This window comes from Nocardioides sp. Bht2 (assembly GCF_047308515.1).
In the GTDB taxonomy this organism is placed as follows: domain Bacteria; phylum Actinomycetota; class Actinomycetes; order Propionibacteriales; family Nocardioidaceae; genus Nocardioides.
The window spans coordinates 1-15,872 of sequence record NZ_JBLBWI010000003.1 but is presented as its reverse complement, the minus strand read 5'-3'; the positions used below and the strand labels follow the sequence as shown (position 1 = coordinate 15,872).

The window sequence follows — 15,872 nt, the reverse complement described above, 5'->3', positions numbered from 1 at the left end:
GCGCCGTCCTCTTCTGCACGCCCGCCAGGTCGGGGTGCTCCGGCCTGTCTAGGAGCCATCATGGGAACCATCGAGAACGCCGTCTACGTCGACGGATGCCGCCACGCGCTGTCCTCTTCGCACGAGGTCACCAACGAACTGGTGCGCGAGGTCAACGGGATGGATTGGATCGGCCTCTATCGCCCCACCCGCGAGGAGCTGGACACGGTCGCGGCCGAGTTCTCCTTCCATCCCTTGGCCCTCGAGGACACGATCAAGGCGCACCAACGGCCCAAGCTGGAGCGGTACGACGACCTGCTCTTCACGGTGCTCCGGCCGGCCCGCTACCTGGACGCCGAGGAGCGGGTCGAGTTCGGCGAACTCCACGTCTTCACCGGCCCCGACTTCGTGGTCACCGTGCGGCACGCCGAGTCGCCGAACCTGGCCAAGGTACGGCGCCGGATGGAGGCACACCCCGAACTGCTGCGGCTCGGTCCCGAGGCGGTTCTCTACGCGATCTTCGACGAGGTCGTCGACGCCTACGAGCCGGTCTGCGACGGCCTGGAGAACGACATCGACGAGATCGAGTACCAGGTCTTCGAAGGAGACCCGACGGTCTCCCGACGGATCTATGAACTGACCCGTGAGGTGATCGAGTTCCAGCGGGCCACCCGGCCGTTGCTCGGCATGCTGCGCAGCCTCAACCTGGGCTTCGACAAGTACCGGGTCGAGCCGGAGCTACAGCGGAACCTGCGCGACGTCGAGGACCACGTGATCAAGCTGATCGAGCGGATCGACTCCTTCCGAGCGCTGCTGCAGAACATCCTGACCGTGAACTCGACCCTGGTCGGGCAACGGCAGAACGAAGAGATGCAGCGGCTCACCGAAGCCAGCATCGCCCAGAACGAGGAGGTGAAGCTGATCTCGGCCTGGGCAGCCATCCTCTTCGCGCCCACCCTGATCGGCACGATCTACGGGATGAACTTCGACCTGATGCCGGAGCTGCACTGGCGCTACGGCTACGGCTTCGCGTTGGCGCTGATGGCGGGCGTCTGTGGTGGGCTCTTCCTGGTCTTCCGCCGTCGCGGCTGGCTCTGAGCCGCCGTCTCCGCCACAGACAGCAGCACCCCCGCCCAACAAGACCGGGTGGTTTTGGGCTGATGGCCGATGCTCGCGGCCCGGAGCTCGACCTAGCGTCACGGACATGTCGTCAACCACAGCAGTCGTCACCGGAGCCGCCCGCGGGATCGGGTTCGAGTTCGCTCGCCAACTCGCCGATCGAGGACACCGGGTGGTGCTCACCGACATCGACCAGGAGGCGGTGGCCTCCGCGGCTGCCACCATCGGTCGAGGCGCGGTGGGAATGGTCCAGGACGTCCGTGAGATCGCCTCCCACGACGAGGTCGCTCGACAGGCCGGGAAACTCGCGCCTCTCGGGATCTGGGTCAACAACGCGGGGGTGCTCGTCGCGGGCAACAGTTGGGAACACCGCGACGAGGAGTTGGCGACGATCCTCGACGTCAACGTCCGGGGGGTGATGGCCGGCTCGGCAGCAGCGGTCCGCGCGATGGGCACGCGAGGCGGCACCATCTTGAACGTCGCCTCGCTCTCGGCGCTGACCCCTGTGCCGGGACTGGCGCTCTACGCCGCGACCAAGGCGGCGACACTGTCGTACACGACGTCGCTGGCCGGGGACCTGCGCCAGGCAGGCCTGCCGATCCGGGTCCGGGCACTGTGCCCGGACGTCGTCGGCACCCAGATGGTGACTTCGCACGCCGCCGACCCCGCTGCGGCGACCCCTTCTCCAGCCCCAAGTTGCTCACCGAGGAGCAGGTGGCGCGCAAGGGGCTAGCCCTCGTCGACAGCCGACAGCTCTTCCGGGTGGTGCCGCGGTGGCGCGGCCTCCTGGTGCGTGGCCTCGATGTGATGCCGTCGGTAGGGCTCGGCGCACTGGAACTGATGCGCAGAGTAGGCGCATCTCGGCAAAGCAAGGCCCGGTGATTCGAAGGGGTGAACAGCGCCCGGAACGCCGCAGCGGGCCGTCTGATCGGTCGGAGCACGACCGGACCCCGCCAGCATTGGGTGGAGGTCGCAAACCCCCGGAGCACGCGCGGCAGGGTCGGTGTTAACACCGCGCCGTCGGCGCCCCCGCCCATCTCAGTTGAGCGGTCGTCGGTTCGGCTGAGGTGTTGACGAGGGCGCAACGGTGCCTGTGGTGGCCATCACAACTTGGCTACTCTCGGGCCATGAGCGATCCCCGAGGAAACACTGTCGACTCCGTCCTCCGGCGCAGCGCCGGTCGCCAACCGAACCGGGTGGCCCTGACCTTCGCTGACCGGAGTTGGACCTACGCCGAACTCGACGCAGCGACCAGCCGCGCCGCCGCCTATCTGCTCGGACTCGGCCTACGGGCCGGGGAGCGGGTGGCGACTGTCGGTGCCAACTCGGACGCCTACCTGCTGGCCTACCTGGGCTGTGCCCGGGCCGGTCTGGTCCACGTACCGGTCAACTATGCGCTCACCGGACGCGAGCTCACCTATCTGCTCAAGGACTCGGGGGCCAGGATCGCCCTGGTCGACGTCGAGCTCCAAGGGCCGGTCGAGGCGGTCCAGGCGGAGACCGATCTGGAGCAGATCCTGTTGCTGCACGGCACCGAGGACAGCGTCCTGGAGGCGTGGCGCACGGGTGATGTACCCGAGCTCGACGTCGAGACCGACGACCGGGACCTCGTCCAACTGCTGTACACCTCGGGCACCACCTCGGCGCCGAAGGGCGCGATGATGACCCACCGGGCGTTGATGCACGAGTATCTCTCGTCGGTGATCGCCCTCGACTTCGCCGAGGACGACGCCCCGCTGCACTGCATGCCGCTCTACCACTCGGCGCAGATGCACGTCTTCTTGTTGCCGTACCTGATGGTCGGCGCGACCAACCACCTGTTGCCCCGCCCGGATGTTCCGGAACTGCTTCGCCTGGTCGAGGTGAACCAGCACCGCGCGCTCTTCCTCGCGCCGACGGTCTGGGTGCCGTTGGCCAACCACCCGGCCTACGACCCGGCGAACCTCTCGTCGCTGCGCAAGGCCTACTACGGCGCGTCGATCATGCCGGTGCCGGTCCGGGAGCGGCTGGCTCAGGAGCTCCCGGACCTTGGCTTCTACAACTGCTTCGGCCAGTCCGAGATCGGTCCGCTGGCGACCGTACTGCGGCCCGAGGAGCACGCGCAGCGTCCGGACTCCTGTGGTAGGTCGATCACCTTCGTCGAGATGCGCGTGGTCGACGAGGAGGGCAACGACGTCGAGGACGGTACCTCCGGTGAGCTGCTCTACCGCTCGCCCCAGCTCTGCCTCGGCTACTGGAACAAGGACGAGGCCACCGAGGAGGCGTTCCGCGGCGGCTGGTTCCACTCCGGAGACATGGTGGTCCGCGACGCGGAGGGCTACATCACCGTGGTCGACCGGATCAAGGACGTGATCAACACCGGCGGCGTCCTGGTCGCCTCGCGTGAGGTCGAGGACGTCCTCTACACCCACGAAGCAGTGGCAGAGGTCGCCGTGATCGCCACCCCGGACCCCAAGTGGATCGAGGCGGTCACCGCCGTCGTCGTGCTCAAGGACGGCCAGCAGGTCACCGAGGAGGCGCTGATCGCGCACGCCCGGTTGAACCTCGCGCCGTTCAAGATCCCCAAGCGGGTGATCACCGTCGCCGAACTGCCCCGGAACCAGAGCGGCAAGCTGCTCAAGCGGGAGCTGCGCGACCAGTTCAGCTGAGCCGGTCGCGCCAGCGTCGTGCTCAGCGCCAGGCGCGCTGCACCCGGGCGCTGACGTGGCCCTCGCGGACGCGTTGCGGGTGGTCGCCGGTCTTCACCTTGGCGACCACCTTCTCGCGCTTGTAGTTGTAGACGACGACCTGGTCGGTGCCGCTCATCGACATCCAGCAGGTGTTCGAGTAGGGGCTGGTGGTGGCCCAGTACGGCTTCAGGCCGGCGTTGAAGATCTTCTGCTTCCATGCGCCGCTGGTCAGGTTGCCGATCCGCACGATCGCGCCGTAGTCCGACATCGTGCCCGCGACGCAGAGCTTGGTGCCCGCCTTGTTGATCGCCATTCCATGGTGCGCGGAGTCGAGGACGTACTCCTCGCGCGGCATCGTCTTCACCGACTCCTTGATGGGCAGGTGGACCAACCGGAGCACCCGGCCGGTCCGCGGCTCCGGCACCCCGCCGAGCGTGTAGTCGACGGTGTTGTTGAGGTCCTTGGCCTGGGTGTCGAAGACGACGACGCCGTGGAAGAAGGAGACCTGGAGGTAGAGGTAACGCTCGTCCGGCGAGATCGCCATCGGACGCACCGCGGAGCTCATCTGCGGATAGCCCGCCTCGGCGAGCTCCTTGCCGATGTCCCAGCGCTGCAGGATCTTGAAGTCCGAGTTACGCACGATCTGCAGCCACCGGTCGGCCTTGATCACGTTGCCGAGCTCGCCCAACTCGCCGGCGTCCAGTGGCGTGTAGACCCGGCCGATGCTGGCGTGCACGATCCGTTTGCCGCCGGCGATGAAGTTCGACTCGTGCGGCGTCTCGCCGGAGGGGAAGGTGCGCAGCTTCTTGCCGGTGTCGGGGTTCCCGCGTCCGCCGAGCACGTACTCGTGCACCTTCTTGGCGGTCGAGTCGGAGACCAGGAGTCGGGTGCCGTCGGGGGAGACCTCCATGTGGTCGGTACGGAAGCCCTCCATCTGCTGCTCGGCGACGATCCTGTTGGTGGCCATGTCGATCCAGACGACGTCGCCGAAGCTGGGCCGGGAGACGGCGACCAGGTTTCCGTCGCGGGTGGTGAAGAGATCGTCGACCAGTTGGTCGTGGCCCTGTCCGATCACCTGCTGGATCACCAGGTAGAGCGCGAGTCGGAGCGGGTTGGTCCAGATCTCCTGCATCTCCTGCGCCTTGTCCGGCACGATGTTGAGGGTGCGCAGGGTCCGGTAGGTGCGGGCGTCCACGATGCTCGCAGTACCGCCCCAGTTCGCGCCGATCACCATCACGTCGCGCTTGCGCAGCTTCTTCTTTTTCTTCTTCGCCACGACGGGCGTCAACCGGGCCGACCCGGGAGCGGCACTGAGGGGAGCCGACCGAGCGGCGTTCGACACGGCGTTGGCGGCGGCACCGGTTGCGGCACCGGTTGCGGCGGCGTTGGAAACGGCGCTGGAGATGGTGGCGCTCGCCGCAGCGCGCTCCGGGACGGCGGCGTCACCGATCGTCCAGGCGGCACCGACGGCGGCAGCGGTCAACAGAGCACAGAGTCCAGCAGTCCTTCGCATGGACTCATCAACGAGAAACGCCCTGCCCAGTCACGCTCAATGTGACGTGACGGCGCCAAAACGCCGGGAAATCGGACTGTGAGGTCACATTGAGCGGATTTCCTCACATTCCGGGGATGCTCGCGCCAAGGGTGCGACTTAGCGTGCGGAGATGGTCAAGGTTCGCGTGGGGCTGGGCTGCATGCTGGCCTGCTTGCTGACGATGCTCTTCCTCGTCGCCACCGACGGCGCCGCGCGGGCGGCGAGCGCGCCCTCGACGCCGTGGACCTGGGGCGGCAACTCCTACGGGGAGCTGGGGACCGGCGGCACCGCGCCCCGGTTGACGGCGGCCGCGGTCGGGCTCGACAACGTGATCGACCTGCACGGCGGGCGGGAACACGTGGTCGCGCTCCGTGGCGACGGCACGGTCTGGACCTGGGGGAGCAATCAGCACGGCCAGCTCGGTACCGGCGGCACCGCCAACCGGAGCACTCCGGCGCAGGTGCCGGGGCTGAGCAACATCGTGGCGGTGGAGACCGGCCACAACCATTCGATGGCGTTGGGGGCGGACGGCCGGGCCTGGAGTTGGGGCTACAACGCGGACGGACAGCTCGGCGACGGCACCACCATTCTGCGCCGGACCCCGGTCCTGGTCAGCGGCGTGAACGATGCGATCGCGATCGTCGCCGGCCGGGACATGGCCTATGCGATCCGGGCCAACCACACGGTCGTCGGCTGGGGCCGCAACGACGAGGGCCAGGTGGGGGATGGCACCACCGCTCGTCGCTTGACGCCGGTAGCGGTGCAAGGTCTCACCGGGGTCGTTCAGATCTCCGGTGGCAGGGACCACGCCCTGGCGGTGCGCACCGATGGCAGCGTCTGGGCGTGGGGGTCGAACGACTACGGCCAACTGGGGTTGGGCAACGCCGGGGCGAGCACTGATCGGCTCCTGCCCGCACAGGTGCTCGCCTCCGGGGTGGCCGAGGTCGCCGCCGGCGCGCACCACTCGTACGCCCGGAACGTCGATGGCACGGTCTCCTCCTGGGGCCGTAACTATCGATCGAACCTCGGCGACGGCACCACCACCCAACGGACCCGCCCGGTGGCGGTCCGTGGAGTTGCCGGCGCGGTCTCGATCGGTTCCGGCCGTGACCACGGGCTGGCCGTGCTCGGCGACGGTCGGGTGATGGCCTGGGGCGAGAACGGTGCGGGTCAACTGGGTGACGGAACGACCGTCGACCGTCCGCTGGCGATCGTGGTCCCGGGGGTGCAGAACGCGGTGCTGGCCGGGGGTGGCGGTGCCGAATACTCCGTGGTCCTGGTCGCCGACGCGCAGGTGCCCAATGCGCCCCCGGTCGCGCGCGCCTCGGCGGCCTGTGACGGTACCGACTGCACCTTCTCCGGAGCGATGTCGACCGACTCCGATGGCCAGATCGTCAACTGGGCTTGGGCTTTCGACGACGGCGGCAGCGCTAGCGGGGTGCAGGTCCAGCGACAACTCGCCCTCGGTCCGCATCAAGCGACTCTCACAGTCACCGACAACGACGGAGCCACTGCCAGCACCACGATCGACTTCGAGGTCGACCCGCCGACGACCGGAACCGAGGTGTCGTTCGTCGGCGCTTCAAGTCAGAACGCGAACACCACGCAGACGGCGGTGGTGGTGCCTGCGGCAGTGCAGGTCGGTGATCGCCTGCTGATGGTGGTCACCGTCAACCGGGCCGGCACGATCACGGTGCCGACCGGCTGGAGCAACCTCGGTGAGGTCTCCGACGGCACCGACGTGCGCTCCTGGGTGTTGACCCGCGCGGCGCAGGCGGGGGTAGCGGGCAGCACGGTTCGGGTCGGCCTCGACGCCTACTCCAAGGTGGTCACCCACCTGGTGGCCTACCGCGACGCCGGATTGCCGGTGGTCACCGGGCGCGCCGAGCCGGGCAGCACGGCTGTCCACGCCGCACCGGCCGCGAGCGTGTCGACTGCTGGCAGCGCTGCCCTCTGGTTCTGGGCCGACAAGGTCTCCGCTCCTCATGGCTGGACCCTGCCGGTGCCGTTGACCAGCCGCGGTGCCACTCAAGGCAGCGGCGGTGGCCTGCTGACCTCGGTCGCCGGCGACCGGTTGGCGCTGCCCGCGGGCCCACTCGCCGCCGTCAGTGCGGACGCCGGGATCGTTGCCAGCAAGGCGATCAGCTGGACGATCGTCGTCCCGCCGACGCCCTGAACGGGCTGGCTCGGGGCGAGCCCGGGTTGCCGGACCAGCGCCGGACCCGACTCGAAAGGCACCGTCACCCATCGCGCCCATGAGTGAGTTGCGTCACGTTCGGGGTATTCGTTCGTTACTTCTCAAAGCTATCGAACGGGGCACCCGGGGCGCCCAGGAAGGTACGGCGCGAATGAGGCAGGTAAGAAGCAGAACACGCTCAAGACGGCTGGGCATCGTGGCGGCCGCTCTTCTGATTGTGCCGGTGCTTGCGCTGGTGTCCCAGCAGTCGGCGCGCGCGGGGGATGCGCCGCCAGTGCCGGTGGCAGCCTTCAACGCGCCGCAATGTGATGGCACCACGCTGGACGATCCGGCCGATGCGGACCCCGCGTTGAACGCTGGCTACACCGATCTGACGCACGTATTCGGGGCGCGCCTCGACTCCTACAACGCAGGCAATGTCGTCCCGCTCTACGACAGCTATGGCGGCGCCTGGGACACCTATCCACCGCTGTGCGGCGCCTACTACGACGCGGAGTCAGGCGGCCCGGAGTCGGTCTGGATGTTCTGCACCGACATCACGAAGAAGGCCTGCGGCGACATCGGGGCAGGGGGCACGCTGAACAATGGCGCCACCGTGGTGGGCGACATGGTCGACCGGGCGAGCAACCCCCGACTGAACTCGGACCAGGAGCGAGTGATCGCCTGGTTGCTCACCCATGGCTATGACTACACGCCGACGGGGCTCAACGACGCGGGAGCCACCCGCGCAGATCAGACGACCACTCCGAACCGGTCGGCACTCCAGAACTTGGTCTGGTGTGTCTCCGATCCCACGTACGTGCAAGCGGCCTTCGAGGCGAACTGTGCGGAGAACTTCCCTCCCGCGGAGCAGGCGGCAGTGCTGGCCAAGGTGCCCGGCACCGCACTCGTCGACCTGAACCTCAGCGCGGGCTCGGCCGACGTGCTCGTGGGCCAGAAGCGGGTACTGCGACTGCGGACGAACGTGTTCAACCAGCCGATCACGCTCACCGCGACCGGTACCGCTGTCGGCTCGCTGCAGGTCTGCAGTGGCCCCGGCACGTTGAGCGGCAACGAGCTCACCGTTGCCGGCACGGACGTCAACACCCCACGCGTCGTCGAGCTGTGCCTGACCCCGAGTGCATCGGGGTCGTACGGGCTGAACGCTGCAGTGCGGGTCGCGCAGGCGGATCACCTGCAGTGGGCCAAGGCCGATGATGACGACTGCCAGGTGTTCGCGCGCTTCAGCCGAAGCGCAGCGGTTGACGTCGAATCCGCTGTCGCCTTCCGCGTCGTCGCGCGGCCGATCCTGACCACCAAGGCCTCGGCGCAGGTGGTCAAGCCCGGCGCCAAGCTCTTCGACACGGTGCAGCTCTCCGGCTTCGTGCCCGGGCACGGTGCGAAGGGGCGAGCCACGCTGTACGGTCCGTTCGCCCGGGTGACGAAGAACGTGTGTCGGCCGGCCAACGCGGTTGCCACGGTGGAGTTCACGCCACGCAACGGCAGCGTGCGGACGCCGGCAGTCAAGGTCACCGAGCCCGGCCACTACACGTGGGTCGCGCAGACCAGCAAGGACAGCCACAACAAGGCCGCGAGACACCGATGCGGTCTGGCAGCTGAAACGACGTTGGTGCGCAAGTCCACCTACACGGTGACGACTGTGGACAGTGGATTCAGCGGTGTCGCTCCGTCGACCGGTGCTCGCCGATCGGTGGAGACCCTGACCGCGGCAGCCGCGGACATCCAGGGTTCGGTCCGCGTGGTCGGCCACCGGAAGGGCAGGATGCTGTTGCCGGGGGTGGCACAGGTCGGCCGCCTGGGAAGTTCAGCGGATATCGGCGACGCGATCGGGACGACGGTGTTGGCCGGTCACGTCTCGGATCCTGCCGACCGCCCAGGCGCACTGTGGAACCTGCGGAAGGTGCGTCGTGGACAGGTGCTCAGCTACCGCATCGACGGCAAGGTGCATCGCTACCGGGTTACCGGCGTGGCGCGCTACTCACGCAGCAAGCCGCTGCCGTCCCAGTTGTTCCGGACCACCGGAGCGCATCGTCTGGTCGTGATCAGTTGTTCGGACAAGGTCGTCCGTAACGGTCGCTTCCACTACGCCAACAACCTGGTGATCACCGCCAAGCCGATCGGCTGAGAAGGACGAGGAAGCAGTCGGCCCCCGCCATCTGGCGGGGGCCGACTGCTTCCTACCTCAGCGAGCCAGGACGGCGCGCCCCATCACCAGACGCTGGATCTGGTTGGTGCCTTCGTAGATCTGGGTGATCTTCGCGTCGCGCATCATCCGCTCCACCGGGAAGTCGGAGGTGTAGCCGTAGCCGCCGAGCAGCTGCACGGCGTCGGTGGTCACCTCCATCGCGATGTCCGAGGCGTAGCACTTGGCGGCGGCACCGTAGAAGCCGAGGTCGTCGTCCTCGCGCTCCGACTTGGCGGCAGCCACGTAGACCATCTGGCGGGCGGTCTCCACCTTCATCGCCATGTCGGCGAGCATGAACTGCAGGGCCTGGAAGTCGGCGATCCGCTTGCCGAACGCCTGGCGCTCCTTGACGTAGTTGGTCGCGAACTCCAGGGCACCCTGGGCGATACCGACGGCCTGGGCACCGATGGTGACCCGGGTGTGGTCGAGAGTGCGCAGCGCGAGCTGAAGGCCGGTGCCGGGCTCGCCGATCATCCGGTCGGCGGGGATCCGCACGTTGTCGAAGAGGAGCTCGCGGGTCGGGGATCCCTTGATCCCCATCTTCTTCTCCTTCTCGCCGAAGGTGAAGCCCTCGTCGGACTTCTCCACGATGAAGGCGGAGATGTTGCGCCCGCGCGGGCCGTCGGGGTCGGTGACCGCGAGCACGGTGTAGTACTCGGAGATGCCGGCGTTGGTGATCCACGACTTCTGGCCGTTGAGGATGTAGTGGTCGCCGTCGAGCTTCGCCTTGGTCTTCATCGCGGCGGTGTCCGAGCCGGCGTGCGCCTCGGAGAGGCCGTAGGAGAAGCCGCCCTCGCCCTTGGCCAGCGGAGTCAGGTACTTCTTCTTCAGCTCCTCGGAGCCGCCGAGGATCAGCGGCATCGAGCCGAGCTTGTTGACGGCGGGGATCAGCGACGACGAGCCACAGACTCGGGCGACCTCTTCGATCACGATGCAGGTGGCGAGCGCGTCGGCGCCGACGCCGTCGTACTCCTCTGCCACGTGCGGGGCGAAGAAGTCGGTCTCGATCAGGGCGTCGTGGGCCTCTTGCGGGTACCGCGCGTTCTCGTCGACGTCGGCCGCGTGCGGCGCGATCCGGGCCTCGCAGACGGCGCGGACCGCGTCGCGGAGTTCGTCGTGGAACTCAGAGGTGCGGTAGAGGTCGAAGTCCTTGTTTCCAGCCATGATGAAGCGTTTCCCCGTTTCTCAGCGTGCGTCGTAGGTGTAGAAGCCCCGGCCGGTCTTGCGGCCGAGCAACCCGGCGTCGACCATCCGGTTGAGCAGTGGGGGAGCGGCGTAGAGCTGCTCCTTGAACTCGTCGTAGAGCGACTCCGCGACCGCCTTGGTGGTGTCGAGGCCGATCAGGTCGGCGAGGGCGAGCGGCCCCTGCGGGTGGGCGGCGCCGAGCACCAGCCCGTTGTCGATGTCCTCGGCGCTGGCGAAACCGGACTCGTACATCCGGATCGCGGAGAGGATGAAGGGGATCAGCAGGGCGTTGACCACGAAGCCGGCCCGGTCCTGGCAGTCGATCGCAGACTTGCCGAGGTCGTTCTCGACGAAGGCGCGCGCCTGCTCGGTCGCCTCCTTGGCGGTAACGATCGAGGGCACCAGCTCGACGAGCTTGAGCACCGGCACCGGGTTGAAGAAGTGGATGCCCAGCACCCGCTCGGGGCGTGAGGTGACCACGCCGAGCTTCATGATCGGGATCGAGGAGGTGTTGGACGCGAGGATCGCATCGGGGGAGGTGACGATGGCGTCGAGCTTGCGGAACAGGTCGGTCTTCGCGGCCTCGTCCTCGACGATCGCCTCGATCACCAGGTCGCGGTCGGCGAGCTGGTTCAGGTCGTCGACGACGCGGATCCGCGCCATCACGTCGGCGGCGGAGTCGATCTTGCCGCGGGACTCGGCACGCTGTAGCGACTTCTCGAGGCGAGCGTGCCCGGCGGCGACCGCCTGGGGCGAGGACTCGGCGACGATGACGTCCTTGCCCGCACGTGCACACACCTCAGCGATACCGGCTCCCATGAGCCCGCATCCGACTACGCCGATCCGCTCCATGCTCAGTCCCTCCTCGTGCTCGACCGGAGTCGAGAAATCTTCGTGGTACTGCGTACCTTAGTAGCGGAACTCAATACCACCAACTGTTCGGGCCGTACGCTCCTGCTACCGCACCAGCGCCGCCGACCCATGCCTACGACCCAGGAGGTCTGACGATGTCTCCCGCATCCAGCGCCCGCGACCGGATGGTGGCTGCTGCCTACGAGCTCTTCGAGGAGCACGGGTACGACGTCACCACCGTGGATCAGATCGCCGAGCGGGCCGGGGTCGGCCGCACCACGTTCTTCCGGATGCTGGGCTCCAAAGAGGCGGCGATCTTTCCGGAGCACGAGATCCTGACCGCGCGGATCAGTGCCCGGCTCGATGCCGCGACGCCGCGGAGTCGACAACTGGCGATCGTCGAGGCGGCGCGCACCGTCCTCGACCACTACCTCGCCGAGGGGGATCTGGCGCGGGCGCGCTACCGGTTGACCCGGACGGTCCCGGCGCTGCGTCAGCGCGAGATCGCCGGGATGCAGCGCTATCAACAGATCTTCCGTGAGCATCTGACGCTCTGGCTCGGCGAGCAGCACGCGCTGCTCGCCGAGGTCGCCGCCAACGCTGTGGTGACCGCGCACAACCACGTTCTGCGGCGCTGGTTGCGGGGGCTCTCCGAGCACCCGCACGAGGAGTTCGAGGAGGCGATGGACCAGTTGACGGCGCTGCTCGGGACCGCGATCGACCAAGCCGCGGGAGAAGCTTCTGTACCGGCCCGGGCGACTGCGGGCGAGGCGTCCGGATCGATCGTTCTGGTGGTGCGGAGCGACCTCACTCCGGACCAGGCGGCCGAGGCGGTCCGCTCGGCCCTGCGCAACGCCTGATCCACCTCCGCCTTTCGAGGTGGTGGGTGTCTCAGGTCCAGGGAGCGACCGGCACCCGAGCGCCGAGCATTCCGAGCGAGAGACGGGCGAACTCGTGCGCGATCTGGGCGGTGCTGAGTTCGCCGTCCGGCCGGAACCACTGGGGGAGCGAGGTGCACATCGTGGAGATCGCGCGGAGCGCCGGGCGTGGGTTCGGCGTGGTGAAGGTTCCGTCCGCGATCGCGGCCTCGGCCCGAGCATCGATCAGGTACTGGAGCTCGTTGCGCTGCTGCCTGATCCGGACCGCGGCGTCGCCGTGGAAACTGCGCATCTCGCTGGCGCCGATGAAGGCGAGGTCGGGGCGGTGGGCATGGAAGAGCGCCAGTGCCTCGACCATCCGGGCGAACTGCTGGGCCGCGGTGCCGCCCTCGTCGCGCGCCGCCCGGACCCGCCAGTCGAGCTCGGACATGGTCAGGTCGAGCCCGGCTTCGAGGAGGCGGTGCTTGCTCTCGTAGTGGTGGTAGATCCCGGCGACGCTGAGGCCTGCGGTTGCCGCGATCTCGCGCATCGTGGTGGCCGCGAAGCCGTGCTGGACGAAGAGGCGGAGCGCTGCGTCCAGGGCAGGGTCGAGTTCCAGGGTGGCGAAGCTGCGCCAGTCCTCGTCGGCAGTGGTGGCCGGCTCGGTGGGACGCGGTGCCGGCTGTAGGAGACGTTCGACGGTGGCCTCCAGTGCGGCAGCCAGTGCGTGCAGCCGCTCCACCGTGACGCCGACCTTGTCGTTCTCGATCGCGCTGATCGTCGCAGGGCTGAGTCCGAGGGTCGCGGCGAGAGCCCGGACGGAGAGCCCGCGCTGGGTGCGTAGAGCCCGCACCGTGCTACCCATGTGTTCAGTCATACTGAACACTCTAAGTCTCTAGCGCAGATCTGAACAAGACCGTACGATCACTAGGTCTGTTCAGTTGTCTACCGGGAGTGACCTGCGATGTCGCATAAGCCGCAGCTCGACGAGTTGATCCGCCCCACCGTTCTGGGGCCCGCCCTGGCCCGGGCCACCGGCGACGACCGCTGGGTCTCCTTCGACGCCTCGCTGATCAGCGGGGGCAAGTCGAACCTCACCTTCCTGATCCGCAGCGAGGCCGGTGAGCTCGTGCTCCGCCGTCCGCCGACCGGCAAACTGCTGCCCAGCGCGCACGACATGGGGCGCGAAGCCAAGGTGCAGCGTGCGTTGGCCGACTCCGCGGTACCGGTCGCGAAGATCGTCCTCAGCGACGACGGCGACCTGCTCGGGCTGCCCTGCTATGTGATGGAGCGGGTCCCGGGGCACATCATCCGCGGCGAACTCCCGGCCGGCTATGCCGACGACGCCGCCGGCCGTCAGGCGATGAGTTGGGCCTTCGCCGACGTGCTGGCCGACCTGCACGCCGTCGACTACGAAGCGGTCGGCCTCGGCGACTACGGTCGCCCCGCCGGCTTCCTGGAGCGCCAGGTCCGGCGTTGGACCGGGCAGTGGGAGGCGAGTCGCACCCACGAGGTCGCCGACGTCGACGAACTCGCGCGCCGTCTCGCCACCGCGATCCCACCCCAGCAGCGCAACTCGATCGCGCACGGCGACTACCGCTTCGACAACGTCGTCTTCGCCCCCGAAAGCCCGGGCCGGATCGGCGCGGTCCTGGACTGGGAGCTCTCCACGCTCGGCGACCCGCTAGCGGACCTCGGCCTGCTGATGCTCTTCTGGGCCGAGCCCGGCGAGCAGTTCCCGGCGCTGATCCCCGGGGTCACCAACCAGGAAGGGTTCCCGACCCGCGCCCAGATGCTGGAGCGCTACGCCACCCGTTCCGGTGTCGACCTCTCCGACCTGAACCCCTACATCGCCTTCGCGCACTTCAAGTTCGCAGTGATCGCTCAGGGCGTCGTCGCCCGTTCGGCGGCGGGCGCAATGGGCGGTCAGGACTTCGGAAACCTGGACGAAGAGATCCGCAACCTCGCCGCAACCGGCCTCACCTACCTCTGACCTCGTCGCACCGACCACAGGAGACTCCGATGGATTTCGCACCCTCAGCAGCCGCCGCCGACTACACCGAGAAGATGTGGGACTTCATGCGTTCCCACGTGCTTCCGGCCGAGAAGGAGTGGTACGCCTACCTGGCCGAGCACGGTGAGCACGCCTACCCGCCGATCATGGAGGAGCTCAAGGCCGAGGCCCAGAAGCGCGGGCTGTGGAACCTCTTCCTGCCCAAGCTCTCCGGGCTCTCGAACCTCGAGTACGCGCAGGTCGCCGAGGTCAGTGGCTGGTCGCCGGTGATCGCCCCCGAGGCGATCAACTGCCAGGCACCCGACACCGGGAACATGGAGACCCTCGAACTCTTCGCCACCCCCGAACAGCGGGAGCGGTGGCTGGAGCCCTTGCTGGCCGGCAAGATCCGCTCCGCCTTCGCGATGACCGAGCCTGAGGTGGCCTCCTCGGATGCCACCAACATCGCCACCTCGATCGAGCGCGACGGCGACGAGTACGTGATCAACGGGCGGAAGTGGTGGATCACCGGCGTGGCCGACGAGCGCTGCGAGATCTTCATCGTGATGGGCAAGACCGATCCGCAGGCCGATCCGCACCGTCAGCAGTCGATGGTGCTGGTGCCGCGCGATACCCCCGGCCTGACCATCGAGCGGCACCTGCCGGTCTTCGGCTACCAGGACCAGCACGGTCACTCCGAGATCGTCTTCGACAACGTCCGGGTGCCGGTCGCGAACCTGCTCGCCGAGGAGGGCGACGGCTTCAAGATCGCCCAGGCCCGTCTCGGCCCCGGCCGGATCCACCACGCGATGCGGGCGATCGGGATGGCGGAGCGGGCGCTGGCACTGATGGTGCGCCGCGCCCAGGAGCGGGTCGCCTTCGGTAAGCCCCTGGCCGAGCAGGGCGTGGTCCAGGAGTTGATCGCCAACTCGCGTCTGGAGATCGACCAGGCCCGGCTGCTGGTACAGAAGGCCGCCTGGCTGATCGACCACCACGGCGCGCGCGGTGCGCGGACTGAGATCGCCGCGATCAAGGTCGCCGCTCCGCAGGTCGCCTGCGCCGTGATCGACCGGGCGATCGAGGTCTTCGGGGCAGCGGGCGTCAGCGACGACACGCCGCTGGCCTACTTCTATGCCTGGGCCCGGGTGCTGCGGATCGTCGACGGCCCGGACGCCGTCCACCGCCGGACGATGGCCCAGCAGGAGTTGCGCCGGGTGCCGCCGTTCGTCGGCTGAGTTCATCTCGGAGGTCGAGCTTGTCGAGACCGCGAGCTTGTTCCCGGCGGTCGATCTCTTCCCGGTG

General features: G+C 68.2%; 12 protein-coding genes. 8 read left to right on the top strand and 4 right to left on the bottom strand.

Going from position 1 to position 15,872, the window contains the following annotated elements; translation table 11 throughout:
• Positions 1 to 60 precede the first annotated feature (60 nt).
• From ACLM5J_RS06705 to ACLM5J_RS06695, 3 genes are all read left to right on the top strand, one after another.
• Positions 61 to 1,077, top strand: a complete 1,017-nt coding sequence (locus ACLM5J_RS06705; RefSeq protein WP_413655315.1) for a magnesium and cobalt transport protein CorA — start codon at positions 61 to 63, stop codon at positions 1,075 to 1,077.
• Positions 1,078 to 1,183: 106 nt separating this feature from the next.
• The gene (locus ACLM5J_RS06700) at positions 1,184 to 1,831 is read left to right on the top strand and encodes an SDR family NAD(P)-dependent oxidoreductase (RefSeq protein WP_413655314.1); all 648 of its coding nucleotides are present in this window, start codon (positions 1,184 to 1,186) and stop codon (positions 1,829 to 1,831) included.
• A gap of 394 nt (positions 1,832 to 2,225) precedes the next feature.
• On the top strand, positions 2,226 to 3,746 hold the full coding sequence (locus ACLM5J_RS06695) for an acyl-CoA synthetase (protein ID WP_413655312.1): 1,521 nt from the start codon (positions 2,226 to 2,228) through the stop codon (positions 3,744 to 3,746).
• A gap of 22 nt (positions 3,747 to 3,768) precedes the next feature.
• Here ACLM5J_RS06695 and ACLM5J_RS06690 read toward each other — a convergent pair whose 3' ends face one another.
• Positions 3,769 to 5,280 (bottom strand): YncE family protein, encoded by a 1,512-nt coding sequence (locus ACLM5J_RS06690; protein WP_413655311.1) that lies wholly within the window; start codon positions 5,278 to 5,280, stop codon positions 3,769 to 3,771.
• A gap of 151 nt (positions 5,281 to 5,431) precedes the next feature.
• Between ACLM5J_RS06690 and ACLM5J_RS06685 the strand changes: the two genes are divergently transcribed.
• Entirely contained in the window at positions 5,432 to 7,477 is a 2,046-nt protein-coding gene (locus tag ACLM5J_RS06685; protein ID WP_413655309.1) for a PKD domain-containing protein, read from the top strand.
• 244 nt (positions 7,478 to 7,721) lie between these two features.
• Positions 7,722 to 9,623: a class F sortase gene (locus ACLM5J_RS06680; RefSeq protein WP_413655308.1), complete on the top strand. Its 1,902-nt coding sequence runs from the start codon at positions 7,722 to 7,724 to the stop codon at positions 9,621 to 9,623.
• A gap of 57 nt (positions 9,624 to 9,680) precedes the next feature.
• Here ACLM5J_RS06680 and ACLM5J_RS06675 read toward each other — a convergent pair whose 3' ends face one another.
• Both ACLM5J_RS06675 and ACLM5J_RS06670 read right to left on the bottom strand, forming a co-directional pair.
• Positions 9,681 to 10,847: an acyl-CoA dehydrogenase family protein gene (locus ACLM5J_RS06675; RefSeq protein ID WP_413655307.1), complete on the bottom strand. Its 1,167-nt coding sequence runs from the start codon at positions 10,845 to 10,847 to the stop codon at positions 9,681 to 9,683.
• Positions 10,848 to 10,868: 21 nt separating this feature from the next.
• Positions 10,869 to 11,720, bottom strand: coding sequence for a 3-hydroxybutyryl-CoA dehydrogenase (locus tag ACLM5J_RS06670; protein ID WP_413655306.1), 852 nt, complete (start codon positions 11,718 to 11,720; stop codon positions 10,869 to 10,871).
• A gap of 155 nt (positions 11,721 to 11,875) precedes the next feature.
• On the opposite strand from ACLM5J_RS06670, the gene ACLM5J_RS06665 reads away from it, so the two are divergent.
• Entirely contained in the window at positions 11,876 to 12,580 is a 705-nt protein-coding gene (locus tag ACLM5J_RS06665) for a TetR/AcrR family transcriptional regulator (protein WP_413655304.1), read from the top strand.
• 31 nt (positions 12,581 to 12,611) lie between these two features.
• Here the strand turns inward: ACLM5J_RS06665 and ACLM5J_RS06660 are convergent, their stop codons facing one another.
• Positions 12,612 to 13,454 carry a TetR family transcriptional regulator gene (locus ACLM5J_RS06660; protein WP_413655303.1) on the bottom strand — a complete coding sequence of 281 codons (843 nt, stop codon included), beginning with the start codon at positions 13,452 to 13,454 and terminating at the stop codon, positions 12,612 to 12,614.
• An 87-nt stretch (positions 13,455 to 13,541) separates the two neighbouring features.
• Here ACLM5J_RS06660 and ACLM5J_RS06655 point away from each other — a divergent pair, with 87 nt between their 5' ends.
• Both ACLM5J_RS06655 and ACLM5J_RS06650 read left to right on the top strand, forming a co-directional pair.
• Positions 13,542 to 14,570, top strand: coding sequence for a phosphotransferase family protein (locus ACLM5J_RS06655; protein WP_413655302.1), 1,029 nt, complete (start codon positions 13,542 to 13,544; stop codon positions 14,568 to 14,570).
• Between the two features lie 29 nt (positions 14,571 to 14,599).
• The gene (locus ACLM5J_RS06650) at positions 14,600 to 15,805 is read left to right on the top strand and encodes an acyl-CoA dehydrogenase family protein (protein WP_413655300.1); all 1,206 of its coding nucleotides are present in this window, start codon (positions 14,600 to 14,602) and stop codon (positions 15,803 to 15,805) included.
• Positions 15,806 to 15,872: the final 67 nt, after the last annotated feature.

What these genes read in the sequence shown, in the direction of transcription:
- ACLM5J_RS06705 (WP_413655315.1), top strand. Translation starts at nt 61, where the DNA reads ATGGGAACCATCGAGAACGCCGTCTACGTCGACGGATGCCGCCACGCG.
- ACLM5J_RS06700 (WP_413655314.1), top strand. Translation starts at nt 1,184, where the DNA reads ATGTCGTCAACCACAGCAGTCGTCACCGGAGCCGCCCGCGGGATCGGG.
- ACLM5J_RS06695 (WP_413655312.1), top strand. Translation starts at nt 2,226, where the DNA reads ATGAGCGATCCCCGAGGAAACACTGTCGACTCCGTCCTCCGGCGCAGC.
- ACLM5J_RS06690 (WP_413655311.1), bottom strand. Translation starts at nt 5,280, where the DNA reads ATGCGAAGGACTGCTGGACTCTGTGCTCTGTTGACCGCTGCCGCCGTC.
- ACLM5J_RS06685 (WP_413655309.1), top strand. Translation starts at nt 5,432, where the DNA reads ATGGTCAAGGTTCGCGTGGGGCTGGGCTGCATGCTGGCCTGCTTGCTG.
- ACLM5J_RS06675 (WP_413655307.1), bottom strand. Translation starts at nt 10,847, where the DNA reads ATGGCTGGAAACAAGGACTTCGACCTCTACCGCACCTCTGAGTTCCAC.
- ACLM5J_RS06670 (WP_413655306.1), bottom strand. Translation starts at nt 11,720, where the DNA reads ATGGAGCGGATCGGCGTAGTCGGATGCGGGCTCATGGGAGCCGGTATC.
- ACLM5J_RS06665 (WP_413655304.1), top strand. Translation starts at nt 11,876, where the DNA reads ATGTCTCCCGCATCCAGCGCCCGCGACCGGATGGTGGCTGCTGCCTAC.
- ACLM5J_RS06660 (WP_413655303.1), bottom strand. Translation starts at nt 13,454, where the DNA reads ATGACTGAACACATGGGTAGCACGGTGCGGGCTCTACGCACCCAGCGC.
- ACLM5J_RS06655 (WP_413655302.1), top strand. Translation starts at nt 13,542, where the DNA reads ATGTCGCATAAGCCGCAGCTCGACGAGTTGATCCGCCCCACCGTTCTG.
- ACLM5J_RS06650 (WP_413655300.1), top strand. Translation starts at nt 14,600, where the DNA reads ATGGATTTCGCACCCTCAGCAGCCGCCGCCGACTACACCGAGAAGATG.